The organism is Streptomyces thermocarboxydovorans (assembly GCF_039524635.1).
Classification (GTDB): domain Bacteria; phylum Actinomycetota; class Actinomycetes; order Streptomycetales; family Streptomycetaceae; genus Streptomyces; species Streptomyces thermocarboxydovorans.
This window is the reverse complement of sequence record NZ_BAAAGU010000026.1, coordinates 1-18,015: the sequence shown is the minus strand read 5'-3', so window position 1 is coordinate 18,015 and position 18,015 is coordinate 1. Positions and strand designations below refer to the sequence as shown.

Here is an 18,015-nt window from a genome sequence, read left to right as displayed (position 1 = left end):
GGTCGTTCAGCCGCCGGCCAGCATCTTCTTCACCGCGGCGGCGACCCGGCCGCCCTCCGCCTGGCCCGCGACCTTCGGGTTCACGATCTTCATGACGGCGCCCATGGCGCGCGGCCCCTCGGCGCCGGCCGCCTTCGCCTCCTCGACCGCCTGGGCGACGATCGCGTTCAGCTCGTCGTCGGACAGCTGCTTCGGCAGGTACTGCGCGAGCACCTCGCCCTCCGCCTTCTCCCGCTCGGCCTGCTCGGTGCGACCGCCCTGCGCGAAGGCCTCGGCCGCCTCACGGCGCTTCTTGGCCTCGCGGGTGATCACCTTCAGCACATCCTCGTCGGAGAGCTCACGCTTCTCCTTGCCCGCGACCTCCTCCTTGGTGATCGCGGCGAGCGTCAGGCGCAGCGTCGAGGAGCGCAGCTCGTCGCGCTCCTTGATCGCGGCGTTGAGGTCATCCTGCAGCTTGGACTTGAGCGTGGTCATGACTTGATTGTCGCAGGTGCGCAGGGCAGGACGCCTGCTGATTTAAGGGGCGTACGGGAAAAGGCTGTTCGTACGGGCAGCGGGCGGACTGCGTGGCACGGCGGCCGCTCGCGGTCTGACACGATGGGTCCATGCGCGCGCGATACGGAATCCCCCTGGGAATCACGGCGGCCGGGGCCGCCGGACTGCTGTACGCGGCGGGCTTCGAGGCCCGCTCCTTCCGGCTGCGGCGGGTGACGGTCCCCGTCCTGCCGTCCGGGATGCGCCCCCTGCGCGTGCTGCAGGTCTCCGACATCCACATGGTCGGCGGCCAGCGCAAGAAGCAGCGCTGGCTGCGCTCGCTCGCCGGTCTGCGCCCCGACTTCGTGATCAACACGGGCGACAACCTGTCCGACCCCGAGGGCGTGCCCGAGGTGCTGGACGCGCTGGGCCCGCTGATGGAGTTCCCGGGCGCCTACGTCTTCGGCTCCAACGACTACTACGGCCCCCGCCTGCGCAACCCCGCCCGCTACCTGATCGAGAAGGCCCAGGGCAGGCACGGCCTGAACGGCAACCCGCCGGCCGTCGGCGTCGTCCACAACCCGTGGGAGAACATCCGGGACGGCTTCGACGCCGCGGGCTGGCTCAACCTGACCAACACCCGGGGCACCCTCAAGATCAACGACGTGTCCATCGAGCTCACCGGCCTCGACGACCCCCACATCAAGCGGGACCGGTACGACGAGGTGGCCGGCGGCCCGTCGCCCTCCGCGGACTTCTCCATGGGCATCGTCCACGCCCCCTACCTGCGCGTCCTGGACGCCTTCACGGCCGACGGCTACCCCCTGATCCTGGCCGGCCACACCCACGGCGGCCAGCTGTGCATCCCCTTCTACGGCGCCCTGGTCACCAACTGCGACCTCGACACGGACCGCGTGAAGGGCCTGTCCACCCACACCGCCGACGGCCACACCGCCTACCTGCATGTCTCCGCAGGCTGCGGCACCAACCGCTACACCCCCGTCCGCTTCGCCTGCCCCCCGGAGGCGACGCTCCTGACCCTCACGAGCCGAGACTGACCGAAGCAACCACCGGAGCCGACCGAGAGCAACCGAAGCGACACTGACCGTTGCCGCTGCTCCCGATCACCCATCCGCACCACAACAAATCGCACCAATCGGGTCATGCCTCCCACCCTGGAGGCATGACAGCCCCGATACCCAGGGACATCCCGGACCTGCCCGCCGTCCCGATGCCGCCCCGCTCGCTGCTGCCCTCCCCGGTCCCGGCCCGTGCCGTGGTCCCCCCGGTCCGCCGCCCCCTCGCCGCCACATACCGCCTGCTCCTGGCCGTGACGGCGATAGCGTCCGCAGCCGTCGAACTCCTCCTCGGCAATCCGACCCGCGTCCTGAGCTACTTCACCATCCAGGCCACGCTGCTCCTGGCCCTGGTCACCCTGGCCTCGGCCCGCCGAGCCTGGACGGCCCGCCACCCCCTCCCGGGCGCGATCACCGGCGCCGCCCTCCTCTACGTGGTCATGGCGGCCCTGGTCCACCACATCCTCCTCACCGACGCCAAGCCGGCCTTCTCCATGACCGGCGAGACGGGCCTCCTGGAAACGGCCGCGGCCCACACCCTCCACACGGTGATCCCGCTCGCGGCCCTGCTGGACTGGCTCCTGCTCTCCCCGTCGGCCCGCACGCACATCCTCCAGGCCACGACCTGGATGCTGTACCCCCTGGCCTACCTGGCCTTCACCCTGGTCCGCGGCGAGCTCCTCCCCGGCAACCCGGCCGCCTACCTCTACCCCTTCCTCGACGTCACCCGCGACGGCTACCGCAGCGTGCTGGCCAACGCCCTCCTCGTGGGCCTCGCCTTCTACGCCCTGGCGGTCCTCCTGGTCGCCTTCGACCACGTCCGCCCGAACCCGGTCCGCCGCCCCCGCTGAAACCGGATTTCGTCTCCGGCCACCGGTGGGCTAAAGTAATCGTCGTCGCCGCGACAGCGACGACGATCGGGGTGTAGCGCAGCTTGGCAGCGCGCTTCGTTCGGGACGAAGAGGTCGTGGGTTCAAATCCCGCCACCCCGACAGTGAAGTACCAGGTCAGGGGCCTGATCCGCTTAGCGGGTCGCGCCCCTGAGTGGTTCTGGGGGCCGTTTTGGGAGCCATTTGGGAGCCGGTTCGGAATCTGGCTCCCGGGCGGCTCCCGCGCTTGTGGGTAGGCCGGAGCTTGGGAGCTCGCCTCAGAGCGGCATGGCACGGGGAGGGGACACGAGTGGAAGTCGGAGACCTGAGCTAAGGCCCACACATCGCCCCCGCCGCCACCGACGTGGCCCCCGGCACCTGCTCGGCGATCACCTGCACCGAAGCCCCGGCCCCGGCCCCGGCCCCGGCGAGAACAACGGCCGTGGTGAGCCCAGCCACCCCAGCCCCGACAATGACAACTCGCTCCCCTGCGGTCACGAGGCCGGCCCTAAGCACCGGGTGACTTCGACAGGGCATGTTGCGCGAGTCCATGATTGCCCCAGTCCCAAAACACCTCTCGTGCTGTCGCACTCGCCTCCCGCTCCGCCGCCCGAAGCGGATCAGAAACTCGTTTTCCTCCGGAAAGGTGTCGCCCTCGCTGAAGTTCGCGAGCCGCGGCGATATCGATACGACCGTCCAGCGTTGGATGCCCGCGCAAACCCAACCTGAACTGGGCCGACACCACGGCGCCGGTTTTCAGCCTTTTCCACTGGGAGGACTGGGGAACGCACCACAAGGGCTGGACTCGGCCTCGCTGTGAGCGAGTTCGCTTGCCGTCCCGTCTCTCGCCGATCGTGTACGGCAGCAGCGTCGACGGGACTTCGGGAACCGGGACGGCAAAGCTGATGACGCTGTTCGTCTGTCGAAGATCCTCGGACCGTACGCTTCGGCTCAGCATGACGCGGTGCAGGCGCCGAAGGCGGCATGGAACCTGTGTGCGCGACCGAGCCGTAAGTGCCCGAAAGGGCAGTGTCCAAAGTGCCAATAGAGGCGAAAGGGAAGGCTTTGTACGGTGCTTTTCTGACGCCTCGTCCGGAGGGCGACGGGGGATGACCACAGTGAGGTTCCATGCGGAGCGTACGTGTGGCAGCGTCCGGGGTTGTGGCAGTGGCGCTGCTGGCAGGGGCCGCGCCGGCGCAGGCCGCCCAGGTGGATGCACATGAGCGTGCGGCGACGGTTTCGGAGCGGCCGGCTGAGACGGCTGCGGCGAAGAAATCGTCAAAGTACAAAATCTTGAAGGAGTTCGACTACTCCCGGAGCAAGCGGTATGACCTGCCGCTGCGGCTGGGCGAGTACCGCCGCAATGCGAAGGGGAAGATGGTTGGCTTCGGCTGGACGAAGATCAAGAAGAAGCACAACATCACCAAGTACGGGATCATCGGATGGCTGGCCAAGTCTCCGAACATCGATCATCTCGCGGGGAAGCGGTACAACCTGACGGGGTGGGCGCACCGGGTGAAGTGCGGACCGCTCTCGTGCAAGATCGTTGAGCGGCGCAAGATGCTGCTGGCGGCGGACGAGACGATGTACGCGGTCGGCGAGGGCCCGCGGATGGCGTTCCTCGGCGCGGTAACGGCATTCTGCGTCGGCTCGGTGAAATGTCCGACGTGGGTGAACACCAAGTTCAAGCCGAAGACGTCCGTCGCATCGCTGAACGCGGCGGGCACAGGTGAGCAGTATCTGTTCACCTACAAGCCCGTGAAGGAGCAGAAGGGCCGCCTGGTCCTGGCCGGCTGAGTCAGGGACCGAGTCAGACGGGCTGAGTCAAGAAGGACTAGCGTGGATGCTGCTGAGAGCTTGGCGCCTCAGCAGCATCCGTGCGTGTGCGAGAGGGATCGGTCGCGGTGGGTCATGGCAAGCGGCGCCGGAAGCCGGTCACCGTCGGCTCGTTCGAGCCGCTGGGGGGTTCGGAGCCGGACAAGAGTCTGCGGGACGCGCGGGACAGGGAGGTTGCGCGGTTCTTTCAGGACGTTGCCGGCATGGTCTTCAGGGGTGGGCCGCGCGGGATGGAGCTGACGGCCATGGACGTGGCCGCGCGGACGTTCTCCTTCCGGCATGTGGGCGAGCCTGACTCGAGGGCGCTGGCGAGCGAGGCCGGCGAGGTGCCGGATGACGACACCGAGCGCAGCGAGGTGAGGCGGACGCCGCAGCCGGACTCGCCGGCGTGGGCGCACCTCGCCTGTCTGCTCCAGGAACTTCCGTTCGTCCTGTCGTTCCGTGAGTACGGACCGGAGGGCGGACCGTCTTTGGTGGGTGTCGAGTCGCCGGGGCGCGAGTACGCGGATGTGCTGGTGGAGCACGGGGGCAAGCGGTGGCGCGTGCGCGTGAAGCTGGAGGGGCGTGAAGAGCCTCTGCAGTTTCCGGGAATGGCGATCGGTGAGCTGTTCGGGGAGGGAGGGCACCGGGACGCGGAGCGCGGGGGCGTGGTGGACGCGGGAATCTAGTCGGCCCGATGATGACCCTGGCCATGCACGGCTCCATGATGGTGGTCCTGGTCATCGGCGGGATCCGGGTCGCCGACGGGCAGACGTCCCTGGCCAGCCTGGTCTGGTTCCTGCTCTACATCACCTACATCTCGGCGTCTGGTGATCGCACACCGGCCGTCCACGATCCGGGCCGCCGAACGCGCCATCGTCCTCGACGGCGGACGCGTCACCGCCACGGGGGAACCCGACCGGACCCTCGCCACGCACCAGTTCGCGTACGACTGACGCTGCGCGGGAAGTGCTGGGGGAAGGCTGCGGGAAGATCAGGCACTGGTCGACAACCCGGCAGCGCCGGAGTGACACTCTCCAGTGGGGGGCTGCGGCGGTGTTCCGGCCTGCCACACTGCCGACTGCCGACCGGAAGGACCGACGACGTGATCATCTTCGGCACCAAGAGTTACCTCTACCAGCTCGCCATACTCACCCTGGTCTGCGCCCAGTGCGGCAACCCCGCCGCCCACACGCTCCGCAAGCGGGTCACCAAGTTCACCCTGTTCTTCGTGCCGCTCTTCCCGATCTCGACGAAGTACACGACCCAGTGCACCTTCTGCGGCGCGGAACAGCGGATCACCGAGGAGCAGGCGAACCAGCTCCAGGAACAGGCCGCCGGCGGGCAGAGTCACGGACAGCACCCGCAGCAGCAGCCGTACCAGTCCTGACAGGGCGCCCTCGTGGCAGGCGTTCCCGGGCACCGGCTGGCTCTGCTGGGAGGCGGATTCTCCACCGACGACGACGGTCTGCTGGACGACTGGGTGCTGAGCCAAGTGCCGAGTCCCCGGCCGAAGGTCTGCTTCGTGCCGACGGCCAGCGGTGACGCACCCGCCTACGTCGAGCAGTTCCTCTCGGCGTACCGGACGCGCTCCGTCCAGGAACGAGACCAGCAGTGCCGTCTCCTCGGTGCGGCGCCGCAGTCCGAGTGGCCCGCGTGACGAGCGCGGTGCTGTCTTGACCCGGTCGGTCGGGGCTGGTCGGCTGAGCGCATGGCCGCGGACCCCAGTGCGTACGAGAGGACGAATCCGGTCGAGGCGGCACGCGCCGTGGTGGCCGGGCGGCATCCGGAGGCCCGGGCCGCGTTTCTGGGCGGGAGTGTGGCGACGAGGCGCGGGACGGCGACGTCGGATCTGGACATCGTGGTGCTGCTCGACGGGCCTCCGGCGCCGTATCGTGCGAGTTTCCTGCACGGCGGCTGGCCGGTGGAGATGTTCGTGCACACCGAGGCGTCCTGGCACGGGTACGTCGGGCGGGAGCTGCCCCGGCGCCGGTCTCCGCTGCTGTCGATGTGCGCCGACGGGGTGCTGCTCGTCGACGCCGACGGGCTGGGGGCGCGGATCGCCGCAGGGGCGCGGCAGCTGGTGGCCGCGGGGCCGCCGGCGGAGTCCGCGGAGGAGATCGACGACCGGCGTTATGCGATCACCGATCTTCTGGACGATCTCGCGGGCAGTGACGAACCGGACGAGCGCCTGTTCATCGCGACGGAACTGGTGCGCCGGACCGGTGAGCTGGCGTTGGCGGCGGCCGGTTCGTGGAGTGGTGGCGGGAAATGGACGGCACGGCGGCTGGAGAGTGCCGCGCCGGGGCTGAGTTCGCGCCTTCGGCATGGGCTGCAGGAGGTGCTGCAGGGGAGGGCGGAGCCGCTGGTGGTGGTCGTCGACGAGGTGCTCGGGCAGGTGGGTGGCCGGTTGTGGGCCGGTTACCAACGGTCAGGCACTGTCTGAGCGCTCCGCCGCTCTATGCTTCTACTCACTTGTAGAAGGACGGTGTCCGGCACCGTCCTTCACTGAGGCACGCATGTGAAGGAGTGGACGCCAGGATGGTGTTCAAGCGACTGCTCGGCTCGCTCGGCGTGGGCGGGCCCACCGTCGACACGGTGCTGGACGCGGGGCCGTTCCGGCCCGGCGGGGCGCTGTCGGGGCAGGTGCACCTCAAGGGCGGCAACGCGGATTTCGACATCGAGCACGTCACCCTGGAGCTGGTGGCCCGCGTCGAGGCCGAGCACGAGGGCGGTGAGAGCGAGGGCGTCGTCGCCTTCGAGCGCTACACGGTCGGCGGCGGTTTCCGCCTCGCCGAGGGCGAGGAGCGCAGCGTGCCGTTCAGCGTGACGCTGCCGTGGGAGACGCCGGTCACCGAGCTGCACGGGCAGCCCCTCGGCGTCGTCCTCGGTGTGCGCACGGAATTGGCGGTCGCCGGGGCCAGGGACAAGGGTGACCTCGATCCGCTGACCGTGGGCCCGCTGCCCGTGCAGGAGGCGATTCTCGAGGCGTTCGGTCAGCTCGGCTTCGGCTTCAAGTCGGCCGACCTGGAGTACGGGCGCATCGGGGGCACGGGCCAGCAGTTGCCCTTCTATCAGGAGATCGAGCTCAACCCGGCGCCGCAGTACGCGCACCAGGTGAACGAGATCGAGGTGACCTTCCTCGCCAATCCGGGCGGCGTGGAGGTGGTCCTGGAGGCGGACAAGCGGGGCGGCTTCTTCTCGGCGGGGCACGACGCGCTCACCCGCTTCACCGTCGGGCACCAGGACGCCCGTGACTGGAACGCGGAAGTCGACGGCTGGGTACGGCAGTTGACCGAGCAGCGGGCGGCCCACGGCTCGCACGGCTCGCACGGGTCCTTCGGCGCGTACGGCCATGGTGAGCACCACCATGACGGGCACCGGTCCGGGCCCGGCATGGGTACCGCCATCGCGGCGGGGGCCGCCGGGCTCGCGGTGGGTGTGGCCGGCGGGATGGTGGCCGCCGAAGTCGTCGACGAGGTGGGGGACTTCTTCGAGGGTGAGGAAGACGAGGGCTGACGAGGACTGACGAGGACTGAGAAGGACTGACGAAGGCCGACGAAGGCCGACGAAGGCCGACGAAGGCCGACGAGAGCCGACGAGGGTTGACGAGGATTGACGAGGATTGACGGCCCAGCGGGAACTCACCCACTAACTTCTACGTTCTTGTAGAAGATGCGGGCGGCGGTCCGGGACGACGAACCCGGGTCGCCGCGCCGCGAAGCCCCCTCACCTCTTGGAGAGCGCATGGCCCTGTGGGACCGGATCAGGGAGTCCGCATCGACGATGCAGACCCAGCTGATGGCGAAGAAGAACGAACTGACCAGCGGTGCCTTCCGCGACGCGAGCATGGCGATGTGCGCGCTGGTCGCGGCCGCCGACGGCACGATCGACCCTGCGGAGCGTCAGCGGGTGGCCCAGCTGATCGCCACCAACGAGGTGCTGAAGAACTTCGCACCCGACGACCTGCACCGCCGCTTCGAGGAGAACCTGAGCCGGCTCACCACCGACTTCGCGCTCGGCAAGGTCAGCGTGATGCAGGAGGTCGCCAAGGCGAGGAAGAAGCCCGCCGAGGCCCGTGCCGTCATCCAGATCGGCATCGTCATCGGCGGCGCCGACGGCGACTTCGACAAGGACGAGCAGGCCGTGGTGCGGGAGGCGTGCCACGCCCTGGACCTGCCGCCGCACGAGTTCGACCTCTGAGAGACGCGGAAGATCGAACGGAACATCGAATCGGCCCCGCACTCCTCACAGGGGCGTCGCCGCGCGGAGGATGAGGACCATCGTCACCGCCGAGTTGGCCGATGACATGGCCGATACCACGGCTCCCGCGGCGGCTCCCCAGGCCGCGAGCCCGACCGAGGTGAACACCGGGGGCCAGCGACGCGCCGCCGGAGCGGGAGCGAGCAGGGCCGCCACCCGGCGGGGCACCGGACCCACGGCCGCCAGGGCAGCCAGCGTGGGAACCGGCGTGCCGCGGGAGATGAGGGCGGCCTTTCCGATCGCCGAGGCCACGGTCCGGCGGCTGCCGACCGCCTGGGCCGCGTCCTCGTCCGCCCAGCGTTCCGCGGTGTACGCCACCGCGGTGCGCAGGGGACGCAGGAACGGGTTGGTCCTGGCGGCCAGTTGGGCCACCAGGAGGAACCGGTGGTGCCGGGCGGTCAGGTGGGCCCGCTCGTGGGCGAACAGCGCCCGGCGTTCGGCCGGTTCCAGGTGGTCCAGCAGGCCGGTGGTCACCACGACGCGGCCCCGTCGGCCGCCGCCCGGGAGGGCGTAGGCGTAGGGGACGTCGTCGGGAAGGACCGCCACCTGGTTGCCGCGCACCCCGGCCAGCGCGCGGTGGGCGCGGCGCCGGACCCGGCCGTGCCGCCACAGGGTCCGGCCGCAGGCGGCGAGCACCAGGACGAGCGCCGGGATGGCGGCCCTGCCCGCCACCTCGTCGTACGGCACCGCCTGGCGCACCTCGGGGTCGGACCAGCCGTCGGGCAGCGGATTGCCGGGGAGCTGGGCCGTGCCGACCACCATCAGCAGGGCGAGGCAGACGGTGCTGCACACCGCCATCACCGCGGTCACGGCCGTCAGCAGCCGGGTCGCGGTCCTGGGATGCAGATGCTGCTCGGCGAGGCGCGCGACGGGCCAGGCCGTCAGGGGCAGCACCAGCGGAAGAAAGACGAACACCCCCATGAGGCTTCAGTCTTCCCCTTCGTCCTCCGCCTGCCGCAGCAGTTCCCGCAGCAGCCGCTCGTCGTCCGGCCCGAGACCGGTGACGAAGCTGGCCAGCACCGCCTCCCGGTCGCTCTGCGCGTCCAGCACCCTGCGCATCTTGCGGGCGGCCAGTCCGGCCTGGTCGGAAGCGGGGGTCCAGGCGAAGGACCGGCCGGCCCGCTCGCGGGTGACGGCGCCCTTGGCGAGCAGCCGGGTCAGGATGGTGACGACGGTCGTATAGGCGAGGTCACCGCCCAGCCGCTGCTGCACCCAGCCGGCCGTCACCGGCCCGTCGGCCTCCCGCAGCGCCGACAGGACCAGCGCCTCCAACTGGCCCTGACCGCGCCGCCGCCGGGGACGCTGCTGCTCCTCCCCCACGCCTCGTCTCCCTTCCAGCACCGCCGCCTGTCGTACGGGCGGACGTCGTACGGGCGGACATCGTATAGACGCCCTCGGGTTCCCTCCTCTGCGTGCCCCACGGCGGTGTACCGACGGGCGGCCGGTGCTGGAGAGGGGAGGTCAGGGCCTCCCCGCTGCCCCGCTCAGGGCAGATGCCGCCCCTGCTCAGGGCAGATGCCGCGCCGCGAAGTCCAGTTCCAGGCGGACCTGCTTGATGCGTTCGTCCACCACCAGGGAGCCGTGGCCGGCGTCGTAGCGGTAGACCTCGTGGACCGCGCCCCGTTCCTCCAGGCGGCGGACGTAGTTCTCGATCTGGCGGATGGGGCAGCGCGGGTCGTTGACGCCGGCGGAGATGTAGACGGGGGCCTTGACCTGGTCGACGTAGGTGATCGGGGAGGACGCCTCGAAGCGCTCGGGGACCTCCTCGGGGGTGCCGCCGAGCAGGGTGCGGTCCATCGCCTTCAGGGCCTCCATCTCGTCGTGGTAGGCCGTGACGTAGTCGGCGACCGGGACGGCGGCGATGCCCAGCGCCCAGGCGTCGGGCTGGGTGCCCAGGCCGAGCAGGGTGAGGTAGCCGCCCCAGGAGCCGCCGGTGAGGATCAGCCGGTCGGGGTCGGCGAGGCCGGAGTTGATCGCCCACTCGCGGACGGCGGCGATGTCCTCCAGCTCGATCAGGCCGACCCGGTGCTTGAGCGCGTCCGTCCAGGCGCGGCCGTAGCCGGTGGAGCCGCGGTAGTTGACGCGGACCACCGCGTAGCCGTGGTCGACCCAGGCGGCGGGGCCGGCGGCGAAGGAGTCGCTGTCGTGCCAGGTGGGCCCGCCGTGGATGTCGAAGACGGTGGGCAGCGGGCCGGTGGCGCCGGCCGGCTTCTGCACCAGGGCGTGGATGCGGCCGCCGGGCCCCTCCACCCACACGTCCTCCACCGGCACCGAGCCGGGCGACTTCATGCCGGGCGGGTCGAGGACGACACCGCCGGCGGTGGAGCGGACCGCCGACGGCTCGGCCGCCGAGGACCACAGGTACTCGACGGTGCCGTCCGGGCGGGCGGTGGCGCCGGAGACCGTGCCGGGCGGGGTGGGCAGCTCGATCAGCTCGCGGGCGGCGAGGTCGTAGCGGAACAGCTCGCTGCGGGCCTCGAAGCTGTGCACGATGAGCAGCCCGGTGCCGTCCGGGTACCACTCGGCGCTCACGTCGCCGGGCAGCTGAAGGGCGAGGTCGGTCTGCTCGCCGGTGGCCACGTCCCACACCATCGGCTCCCAGCGGCCCCGGCGCTGGTGCCCGACGAGCAGCCGGGTGTCCCCGGCGACGGGTGCGAAGCCCAGCACCTCCAGGCCCAGCTCGCGGGTGCCGCCCTCGGTGTCGTCGAGGTCGGCGACGGTACTGCCGTCGGGGCGCAGCACGCGCAGCGCGGAGTGCATCGCGTCGCCGTGCTCGGTGTGCTCGACGGCGATCAGGGAGCCGTCGTGGGAGAGGTCGCCGACGCCCGCGGACTCGCGGTGCCGGTAGATCTCCACGGGACGCTCGCCGATGCGGGCGAGGTGGATCGTGGTGCCGTCCTCGTCGGTGGAGCGGCCCACGACCGCGGTGCGCCCGTCCCGGCCGAGGGCGAGACCGGCGGGGTAGGACGGGTCGAGGCCGGGGACGGCCAGCTCGTCCTCGCCGCCGGCGAAGCGCTGACGGCGCCAGACGCCGAACTCGTCGCCGTCCTTGTCGTCGAACCACCAGATCCACTCGCCGTCCGGGGAGAGGACACCGTCCGTGGTGCCGTTGGGCCGGTCCGTCACCTGGCGCTGCTCGCCGGTCCTGCGGTCCCAGGCGTACAGCTCGTAGGTGCCGGTGGCGTTGGACACGAACAGGGAACGGTCGGGTGCGTCCTCCGCCCACTCGGGGAGGGACACTCGGGGGGCCCGGAATCGCTTCTCCCAGTCGGGCATCTCGGAGGCGGGGGCGACGTGTGGCTCAGTCATGGGGCCATACTGCCCGCTCGGAGGGACATCGCACCGTCACCCCCGCCCGGCCTGTGGACAACCTTCGCGAGCCCTCCAGGACCCCCACGGTTTCCGGCCGGCGGCTGCCCCGTACCGTTGACGTGTGTACCGGTTTCTGCTGACGCCCCGGTGGTGGGGGATCAACCTCTTCGTGGTGCTCGCCATTCCCTTCTGCATCTTCATGGGGTCCTGGCAGCTCGGCCGGTTCGAGGACCGGGTCGACGGCCACCGCCAGGCCGAGGAGCAGGTGGCGTCCGCCCGGAAGGAGGCCCCCCGGCCGCTGGACGCGATGCTGCCGGTGACCAAGGAGACCTCCGGCAGGCAGGTCACCGCGCGCGGCCGGTACGACGAGCAGCTGCTGGTGCCGGACCGGGAGCTGGACGGCGAGCGGGGCACGTACGTCCTGACGCTGCTGCGCACGGACGGCGGCAAGGCGCTGCCGGTGGTGCGCGGCTGGCTGCCCGGCACGCCCGACGCGGCGGACGTCCCCGCACCCCCGGCCGGCGAGGTGAGCGTGACCGGGGCGCTCCAGGCGTCGGAGACGCCGGGCAACAACGGGGTCAGCGCCCGCGGCGGGCTGCCGCGGGGGCAGACGGCGGCGATCAGCGCGGCGTCCCTGGTGAACCTGGTGCCCTACGACGTGTACGACGCGTACGTCACGCTCAACCGCGGCGACTCCGGGATGAAGGCGGTCCCGGCCACCGCGCCGGGCGGCACGGGGCTGGACCTGAAGGCCTTCCAGAACCTCGGCTACACCGCCGAGTGGTTCGCCTTCGTGGGCTTCGTGGTGTTCATGTGGTTCCGGCTGCTGCGCCGCGAGCTGGAGTTCGCCCGCGATGCGCAGCTCGGGCTCGTCCCGGACGGGGCGGCCGGGACGAACGAGACGACCGGGACGAACGGGACAGCCGCCGAGACGAACGGTACGGCGGAAACGAACGGGACGGCCGCCGAGACGAACGGTACGGCGAGCGCCGGCGCGTCCGGCGGGACGGCAAGGTCCGACAAGGCCGGCGAGGATCAGGTCGCCGTCAGCAAGCCCGTCCAGTAGACCGAGCCGGCGCAGGCGTTGCCCACCACGGCCGACGCGGAGCCGCTGCCCGTCGCGGGCGTGTAGGTGACCGTGACGCTGCCGTCGGCCGGGCCGTCCTCCCTGACCAGCTGGGCGGAGGTGCCCGTGTCGCTGCCCGTGGTCGCCCCCTCGGTGTCCGCCGCCGGCTCGCCGGTGGGCGACGGGTCGGTGGTGGGGCCGCCCGTGGAGCCGCCGGACGAGTCGCCCGGGGTGGGGCAGGTCTCGGTGGGCACCCAGGCGAACTTCACCTCGTAGGCCTCACCCGGCTTGAGCACCAGCTGCGGCACCTCCAGGGAGGGGTCGGGCAGCGCGGCGGCCGGGTCGCCCGCGACATGGCGCGAGGTGCCGATCCTCGCCCGGTCGGCCGCGCCCGCCGGGGTGACGGTCACGCCGCCGGGGCCGGTGACGGTGCAGCTGGTACCGGAGACGTTGCTGACCCGGAAGGAGCCGTAGACGGCGCCGGTGGAGTCGGGGGCGGCGCTGGTGACGACCGCGGGACCGAGGTCGGCGCTGGTGCAGGCGCGGGCCTCGGCGGTGGTGCCGGCGGAGGGGCCGGTGCCCTCGGTGGCGCCCTCGGTGGCGCCGGGGCCGGTGCCCTTCTCCTTGCCCTTGCCCTTCTCCTTGCCGCCCTTGCCGGCCTCGTCGGAGGAGCTGCCGGCGGTGGTCTCACCGCCCGTTCCGCCTATGGCGTCGCCGGTGCCGCCCTGGGTCTGGGAGGCGTGGCCGACGGCGGAGGGGTTGGCGTCGGATCCGGTGCTGTTGGAGACGTGCACGAGGGCCGGGACGGCGGTGCCGACGAAGAGGGCGGCGGCGGCCATGCCGATCATCGCCTGCCGCTTGCGTGCCCGGCGGGCGGGGACGGCGCGGCGCAGATACTCCAGGGTGCCGTCGCTCGGCTCGACCTGCCGCACCGCCTGGTGCAGCAGCTCGCGCAGTTTCTGCTCGTCCGAGTCGAGCCCCTCGGGGCCCTGGTCGTCGAGGCCGTCGTTCACTGTTCCGTTCCCAGCGTGCGGTTCCTTGGCCCCGGGCCCCGGGAGCGCGATGGGTTCGCGCCCCTGCTCGGCCTCGGGGGACGCGGTGGGCTTGCGCCCCTGCTCGGCCCCCGCGGACGCCGCGGTCTTGCGCCCCTGCTCGGCCCCCGCGGACGCCGCGGTCTCGCGCTCCTGCTCGGGCCCTGTGCCCTCGGGGCGGGCGGTGCTGCCGTCGCTCATGCCGGCGCCTCCATGGCCAGCCGCAGCGCCGCGATGCCACGCGAACCGTACGCCTTGACCGAGCCCAGCGAGATGCCGAGGGTCTCGGCGACCTGGGCCTCGGTCATGTCCGCGAAGTAGCGCAGCACCAGCACCTCGCGCTGGCGGCGCTGCAGCCCCTTCATGGCCTGGATGAGGGAGTCGCGCTCGAGCTGCTCGTAGGCGCCCTCCTCCGCGCTCGCCATGTCGGGCATCGGCTTGGACAGCAGCTTCAGCCCGAGGATGCGGCGGCGCAGCGTGGACCGGGAGAGGTTGACGACCGTCTGACGCAGATAAGCCAGGGTCTTCTCCGGGTCGCGGACGCGCTTGCGGGCGGAGTGCACCCGGATGAACGCCTCCTGGACGACGTCCTCGCAGGAGGCGGTGTCGTCGAGCAGGAGCGCGGCGAGACCGAGCAGCGAGCGGTAGTGCGCCCGGTAGGTCTCGGTGAGGTGATCGACGGTCGTTCCGGCCGCCACTGCCTCGTCGGCGCCGTCACGCTGGTTCGGGAGGCGGGCCGGCCGCGCTGCTGGCATCGGCGCGATCACCGGCATGCCACCGGGCGACCCGGGCATGCGCGGTCGGACGGCCTGGCGGGGCGGGCGCAGGCCCAGGCCAGGCGGCGCTGTGAAGTCGAGTACCTCAGCCACGCAAGTTGGACACGTTTCCCCTCGTAAGGGTTGTACGTGCCGGGCGTCACTTCCGCGCCGACGTCCTTTGCCCTCATGTGCCCCGCTCATCCCCTATGTCGCGTCATAACGGGCGTCCCCTCGCCCGGTTCCAGGCGTCCCCACGCACCGGAAAGGGTGACCGCATAGACGCTCCCCGCCCTCTGCGCGGTTGCGGAGAACGGGGAGGCAAATTTACACAGGCCCTACATGGAATCTTAGTGCTGGGCACAACTTTTCCACCTGAGGGCCCGGAGCAGGACGAATCCTCCGCGTGCGGACACCCCCTAGGCTTCGGCGGCCACCAGCTCGGCGATCTGCACGGTGTTCAGGGCCGAGCCCTTGCGCAGATTGTCCCCGCAGACGAACAGCTCCAGCGCGGTCGGGTCGTCCAGCGCCCGGCGCACCCGCCCCACCCACGTCGGATCGGTGCCGACCGCGTCGACGGGCGTGGGGAACTCGCCCGCGGCCGGGTTGTCGCACAGCACCACGCCCGGTGCCGTGGCCAGGATCTCCCGGGCCCGGTCGACGGTGACCTCGTTCTCGAAGCGGGCGTGCACGGTGCACGAGTGCGTGGTGACCACCGGCACCCGTACGCAGGTCACGGCCACCGGGAGGTTCGCCAGGCCGAGGATCTTGCGGGTCTCCTCACGGACCTTGATCTCCTCGGACGACCAGCCGTCCTCCCGCACCGTCCCCGCCCAGGGGACCACGTTCAGCGCGACCGGCTCCGGGAACGGCCCGGTGTTGTCGCCCACGGCGCGCCGCACGTCGCCGGGGCTGGTGCCCAGCTCGGTGCCGGCGACCAGGGACAGCTGCTCGCGCAGGGTCCGCACGCCCGCGTGCCCGGCGCCGCTGGCGGCCTGGCAGGCGGAGACGACCAGCTCGCGCAGGCCGAACTCGGCGTGCAGCGCGCCCAGCGCGACGATCACCGACAGGGTGGTGCAATTGGGGTTGGCGATGATGCCGCGCGGCCGCAGCCGCACCGCGTGCGGATTGACCTCGGGGACGACGAGCGGCACCTCGTCCTCCATGCGGAAGACGCAAGAGGTGTCGATCACCACCGCGCCGCGCGCGGCGGCGACGGGCGCCCACTGACCGGCGACCTCGTCGGGCACGTCGAACAGGGCGATGTCGACGCCGTCGAAGGCCTCCTCGGTGAGCGCCACGACCTCGACCTCCTCACCGCGCACGGCCAGCTTGCGGCCGGCCGAGCGCGGTGAGGCGACGAGTCGGATCTCGCCCCAGATGTCCTTCCGCTGGGACAGGATCTGCAGCATGACCGTGCCGACGGCACCGGTCGCCCCCACGACCGCGAGCGTCGGCCGCACGACCCCGCCGGGCCGTCCGGTGCCGGCCATCAGCGGCCGGTGCCTCCGTAGACGACGGCCTCGTCACTGTCGGAGTCCAGTCCGAAGGCGGTGTGTACGGCGCGCACGGCCTCCTGCACGTCGTCCTTGCGCGTGACGACCGAGATGCGGATCTCGGAGGTCGAGATGAGCTCGATGTTCACCCCGGCGTCGCTGAGCGCGGTGAAGAAGTCGGCCGTGACACCCGGGTTGGTCTTCATGCCGGCGCCGACCAGGGAGATCTTGCCGATCTGGTCGTCGTAGCGCAGCGAGTCGAAGCCGATGGCGGCCTTGGCCCGCTCCAGGGCGTCGATGGCCTTGCGGCCGTCGGTCTTGGGCAGCGTGAAGGTGATGTCCGTCAGCCCGGTGGACGCGGCGGAGACGTTCTGCACCACCATGTCGATGTTGATCTCGGCGTCGGCGATGGCGCGGAAGATCGAGGCAGCCTCGCCCGGCTTGTCCGGCACGCCGACCACCGTGATCTTGGCCTCGGAGGTGTCGTGCGCGACACCGGAGATGATGGCCTGCTCCACCTGCTTGTCCCCTTGCTTGATCGGCTCGCTGCTGACCCACGTGCCCTGAAGGCCGCTGAAGCTGGAGCGGACGTGGATCGGGATGTTGTACCGGCGGGCGTACTCCACACAGCGGTGGAGCAGCACCTTGGACCCGGAGGCGGCCAGTTCGAGCATGTCCTCGAACGAGATCCAGTCGATCTTCCGGGCCTTCTTCACCACGCGCGGGTCGGCGGTGAACACACCGTCGACGTCGGTGTAGATCTCGCACACCTCGGCGTTCAGCGCGGCGGCCAGCGCCACGGCCGTGGTGTCGGACCCGCCCCGCCCGAGGGTGGTGATGTCCTTGGTGTCCTGGCTGACGCCCTGGAACCCGGCGACGATGGCGATGTTGCCCTCGTCCACCGAGGCCTGGATCCGGCCCGGCGTGACATCGATGATGCGGGCTTTGTTGTGGACCGAGTCGGTGATGACACCTGCCTGGCTGCCGGTGAAGCTCTGGGCGTTGTGGCCCAGGTTTTTGATCGCCATGGCCAGCAGTGCCATGGAGATCCGCTCTCCGGCGGTCAGCAGCATGTCGAGCTCGCGCCCGGCAGGCATCGGGGAAACCTGCTCGGCGAGATCGATCAGCTCGTCCGTCGTGTCGCCCATCGCGGAAACCACGGCGACCACCTGGTGGCCGTTCTTCTTGGCTTCCACGATCCTCTTGGCGACGCGCTTGATGCCTTCGGCATCGGCTACGGAGGAGCCTCCGTACTTCTGCACGACAAGGCCCACGTGCGCTCCTCGCTCAGTCCGTCGTTTTCCACGGTCCGTACACATGTGTGCAGGCCGCAGTCGGCAGTCAGTCTAACGAGCGTCCGAATTTCCCCTTCGCGATATCGCATCGTGAGACATCCGGGCACCCGTGCAGCAGGGCTCATGCCCAGGGCCGCCAAGACCACTCGGAAAAGCGACCTGAGTCACACACCGGCCGGGGCGGAATCAGCCGGATTCCAGGCGCACGGTCCCCATGATCTTTCGCACGGTGGCCTCGGTCACTTCCCCGGGCACCTTCGTGGCGCGGACGAGGGACACGGACATGACCTTCCCCTCGGAGTCCCGGAAGGCGAAGGTCCACGCCCTGCCGTCCGACGCGCACGGCCCGGTTGTTCCGCCGGGGCGGCCGGGGCCCGGCCGGCTGCCCGGACGGGCTCGTGGGCATGTCCCACCACGCGTGCTCGCTCTTCGCCGGCTGCTCCCCTGGCCACATGCCGCACCACGATACGGCGCAGGAAAGAAGCACGGTCGTGCATGCCGGCTTCGCCGTACTGCCGGTACCGGTTCGCCCACCGTGCTGCGGTGGTGTGGCTGACCTGGAA

19 protein-coding genes, 1 tRNA gene and 3 pseudogenes are annotated in these 18,015 nt (G+C 71.0%); 13 read left to right on the top strand and 10 right to left on the bottom strand.

The genetic code is table 11. The annotated features are described in order from the left end of the window. Positions 1–6: 6 nt before the first annotated feature. Complete coding sequence (locus tag ABD198_RS14015; protein WP_344000948.1) at positions 7–474, bottom strand: GatB/YqeY domain-containing protein; 468 nt, start codon at positions 472–474, stop codon at positions 7–9. A gap of 131 nt (positions 475–605) precedes the next feature. On the opposite strand from ABD198_RS14015, the gene ABD198_RS14010 reads away from it, so the two are divergent. From ABD198_RS14010 to ABD198_RS14000, 3 genes are all read left to right on the top strand, one after another. Then, on the top strand, positions 606–1,532 hold the full coding sequence (locus ABD198_RS14010) for a metallophosphoesterase (protein ID WP_344000946.1): 927 nt from the start codon (positions 606–608) through the stop codon (positions 1,530–1,532). Between the two features lie 125 nt (positions 1,533–1,657). After that, positions 1,658–2,401: a Pr6Pr family membrane protein gene (locus tag ABD198_RS14005; RefSeq protein WP_344000943.1), complete on the top strand. Its 744-nt coding sequence runs from the start codon at positions 1,658–1,660 to the stop codon at positions 2,399–2,401. A 67-nt stretch (positions 2,402–2,468) separates the two neighbouring features. Further along, positions 2,469–2,542, top strand: a tRNA-Pro gene (locus ABD198_RS14000). Between the two features lie 210 nt (positions 2,543–2,752). On the opposite strand, the pseudogene ABD198_RS13995 reads toward ABD198_RS14000, so the two are convergent. Continuing rightward, positions 2,753–2,917: pseudogene (locus ABD198_RS13995) on the bottom strand (FAD-dependent oxidoreductase); the annotation flags it as partial. Positions 2,918–3,095: 178 nt separating this feature from the next. Between ABD198_RS13995 and ABD198_RS13990 the strand changes: the two are divergent. The 9 genes and pseudogenes from ABD198_RS13990 to ABD198_RS13950 all read left to right on the top strand — a co-directional run. Further along, positions 3,096–3,365: pseudogene (locus ABD198_RS13990) on the top strand (hypothetical protein); the annotation flags it as partial. 221 nt (positions 3,366–3,586) lie between these two features. Continuing rightward, positions 3,587–4,216, top strand: a complete 630-nt coding sequence (locus ABD198_RS13985) for a hypothetical protein (RefSeq protein WP_344000940.1) — start codon at positions 3,587–3,589, stop codon at positions 4,214–4,216. Positions 4,217–4,458: 242 nt separating this feature from the next. Next, positions 4,459–4,923, top strand: coding sequence for a hypothetical protein (locus tag ABD198_RS13980; RefSeq protein ID WP_344000937.1), 465 nt, complete (start codon positions 4,459–4,461; stop codon positions 4,921–4,923). Positions 4,924–5,064: 141 nt separating this feature from the next. Beyond that, on the top strand, positions 5,065–5,190 hold the full coding sequence (locus tag ABD198_RS13975; RefSeq protein WP_344000935.1) for a hypothetical protein: 126 nt from the start codon (positions 5,065–5,067) through the stop codon (positions 5,188–5,190). Between the two features lie 149 nt (positions 5,191–5,339). Next, complete coding sequence (locus ABD198_RS13970; RefSeq protein WP_344000932.1) at positions 5,340–5,624, top strand: zinc-ribbon domain-containing protein; 285 nt, start codon at positions 5,340–5,342, stop codon at positions 5,622–5,624. A gap of 36 nt (positions 5,625–5,660) precedes the next feature. Then, a pseudogene (locus ABD198_RS13965) lies at positions 5,661–5,834 on the top strand (Type 1 glutamine amidotransferase-like domain-containing protein); the annotation flags it as partial. A gap of 111 nt (positions 5,835–5,945) precedes the next feature. Next, positions 5,946–6,680: a nucleotidyltransferase domain-containing protein gene (locus tag ABD198_RS13960; protein ID WP_344000930.1), complete on the top strand. Its 735-nt coding sequence runs from the start codon at positions 5,946–5,948 to the stop codon at positions 6,678–6,680. A 95-nt stretch (positions 6,681–6,775) separates the two neighbouring features. Then, positions 6,776–7,753, top strand: a complete 978-nt coding sequence (locus ABD198_RS13955; RefSeq protein ID WP_344000927.1) for a sporulation protein — start codon at positions 6,776–6,778, stop codon at positions 7,751–7,753. A gap of 228 nt (positions 7,754–7,981) precedes the next feature. Further along, a complete protein-coding gene (locus ABD198_RS13950; protein WP_344000925.1) occupies positions 7,982–8,437 on the top strand; it encodes a tellurite resistance TerB family protein in 456 nt (151 codons plus the stop codon). A gap of 45 nt (positions 8,438–8,482) precedes the next feature. Here ABD198_RS13950 and ABD198_RS13945 read toward each other — a convergent pair whose 3' ends face one another. The 3 genes from ABD198_RS13945 to ABD198_RS13935 form a co-directional block, all read right to left on the bottom strand. Then, positions 8,483–9,418, bottom strand: coding sequence for a M56 family metallopeptidase (locus tag ABD198_RS13945; protein ID WP_344000922.1), 936 nt, complete (start codon positions 9,416–9,418; stop codon positions 8,483–8,485). Between the two features lie 6 nt (positions 9,419–9,424). Continuing rightward, positions 9,425–9,817, bottom strand: coding sequence for a BlaI/MecI/CopY family transcriptional regulator (locus ABD198_RS13940; RefSeq protein ID WP_344000920.1), 393 nt, complete (start codon positions 9,815–9,817; stop codon positions 9,425–9,427). Between the two features lie 186 nt (positions 9,818–10,003). Next, positions 10,004–11,806: a S9 family peptidase gene (locus ABD198_RS13935; RefSeq protein ID WP_344000918.1), complete on the bottom strand. Its 1,803-nt coding sequence runs from the start codon at positions 11,804–11,806 to the stop codon at positions 10,004–10,006. 124 nt (positions 11,807–11,930) lie between these two features. Here ABD198_RS13935 and ABD198_RS13930 point away from each other — a divergent pair, with 124 nt between their 5' ends. Then, a complete protein-coding gene (locus ABD198_RS13930) occupies positions 11,931–12,875 on the top strand; it encodes an SURF1 family protein (protein WP_344000915.1) in 945 nt (314 codons plus the stop codon). Here the strand turns inward: ABD198_RS13930 and ABD198_RS13925 are convergent. From ABD198_RS13925 to ABD198_RS30905, 5 genes are all read right to left on the bottom strand, one after another. Then, a complete protein-coding gene (locus tag ABD198_RS13925; RefSeq protein WP_344000913.1) occupies positions 12,845–14,107 on the bottom strand; it encodes a hypothetical protein in 1,263 nt (420 codons plus the stop codon). The two genes, ABD198_RS13930 and ABD198_RS13925, sit on opposite strands and share 31 nt — an antisense overlap. After that, a complete protein-coding gene (locus ABD198_RS13920) occupies positions 14,104–14,679 on the bottom strand; it encodes a SigE family RNA polymerase sigma factor (protein ID WP_344001055.1) in 576 nt (191 codons plus the stop codon). The genes ABD198_RS13925 and ABD198_RS13920 overlap by 4 nt, the downstream gene beginning before the upstream one ends. A gap of 401 nt (positions 14,680–15,080) precedes the next feature. Then, complete coding sequence (locus ABD198_RS13915; protein WP_344000911.1) at positions 15,081–16,154, bottom strand: aspartate-semialdehyde dehydrogenase; 1,074 nt, start codon at positions 16,152–16,154, stop codon at positions 15,081–15,083. After that, positions 16,154–17,431, bottom strand: a complete 1,278-nt coding sequence (locus ABD198_RS13910; RefSeq protein WP_344000908.1) for an aspartate kinase — start codon at positions 17,429–17,431, stop codon at positions 16,154–16,156. Before ABD198_RS13910 ends, ABD198_RS13915 begins: the two co-directional genes overlap by 1 nt. Positions 17,432–17,638: 207 nt before the next feature. Continuing rightward, positions 17,639–17,986 (bottom strand): DUF8017 domain-containing protein, encoded by a 348-nt coding sequence (locus ABD198_RS30905; RefSeq protein WP_486388890.1) that lies wholly within the window; start codon positions 17,984–17,986, stop codon positions 17,639–17,641. Positions 17,987–18,015 lie beyond the last annotated feature (29 nt).

What these genes read in the sequence shown, in the direction of transcription:
- ABD198_RS14015 (WP_344000948.1), bottom strand. Translation starts at nt 474, where the DNA reads ATGACCACGCTCAAGTCCAAGCTGCAGGATGACCTCAACGCCGCGATC.
- ABD198_RS14010 (WP_344000946.1), top strand. Translation starts at nt 606, where the DNA reads ATGCGCGCGCGATACGGAATCCCCCTGGGAATCACGGCGGCCGGGGCC.
- ABD198_RS14005 (WP_344000943.1), top strand. Translation starts at nt 1,658, where the DNA reads ATGACAGCCCCGATACCCAGGGACATCCCGGACCTGCCCGCCGTCCCG.
- ABD198_RS13980 (WP_344000937.1), top strand. Translation starts at nt 4,459, where the DNA reads ATGGTCTTCAGGGGTGGGCCGCGCGGGATGGAGCTGACGGCCATGGAC.
- ABD198_RS13960 (WP_344000930.1), top strand. Translation starts at nt 5,946, where the DNA reads ATGGCCGCGGACCCCAGTGCGTACGAGAGGACGAATCCGGTCGAGGCG.
- ABD198_RS13955 (WP_344000927.1), top strand. Translation starts at nt 6,776, where the DNA reads ATGGTGTTCAAGCGACTGCTCGGCTCGCTCGGCGTGGGCGGGCCCACC.
- ABD198_RS13950 (WP_344000925.1), top strand. Translation starts at nt 7,982, where the DNA reads ATGGCCCTGTGGGACCGGATCAGGGAGTCCGCATCGACGATGCAGACC.
- ABD198_RS13945 (WP_344000922.1), bottom strand. Translation starts at nt 9,418, where the DNA reads ATGGGGGTGTTCGTCTTTCTTCCGCTGGTGCTGCCCCTGACGGCCTGG.
- ABD198_RS13935 (WP_344000918.1), bottom strand. Translation starts at nt 11,806, where the DNA reads ATGACTGAGCCACACGTCGCCCCCGCCTCCGAGATGCCCGACTGGGAG.
- ABD198_RS13925 (WP_344000913.1), bottom strand. Translation starts at nt 14,107, where the DNA reads ATGAGCGACGGCAGCACCGCCCGCCCCGAGGGCACAGGGCCCGAGCAG.
- ABD198_RS13920 (WP_344001055.1), bottom strand. Translation starts at nt 14,679, where the DNA reads ATGCCGGTGATCGCGCCGATGCCAGCAGCGCGGCCGGCCCGCCTCCCG.
- ABD198_RS13915 (WP_344000911.1), bottom strand. Translation starts at nt 16,154, where the DNA reads ATGGCCGGCACCGGACGGCCCGGCGGGGTCGTGCGGCCGACGCTCGCG.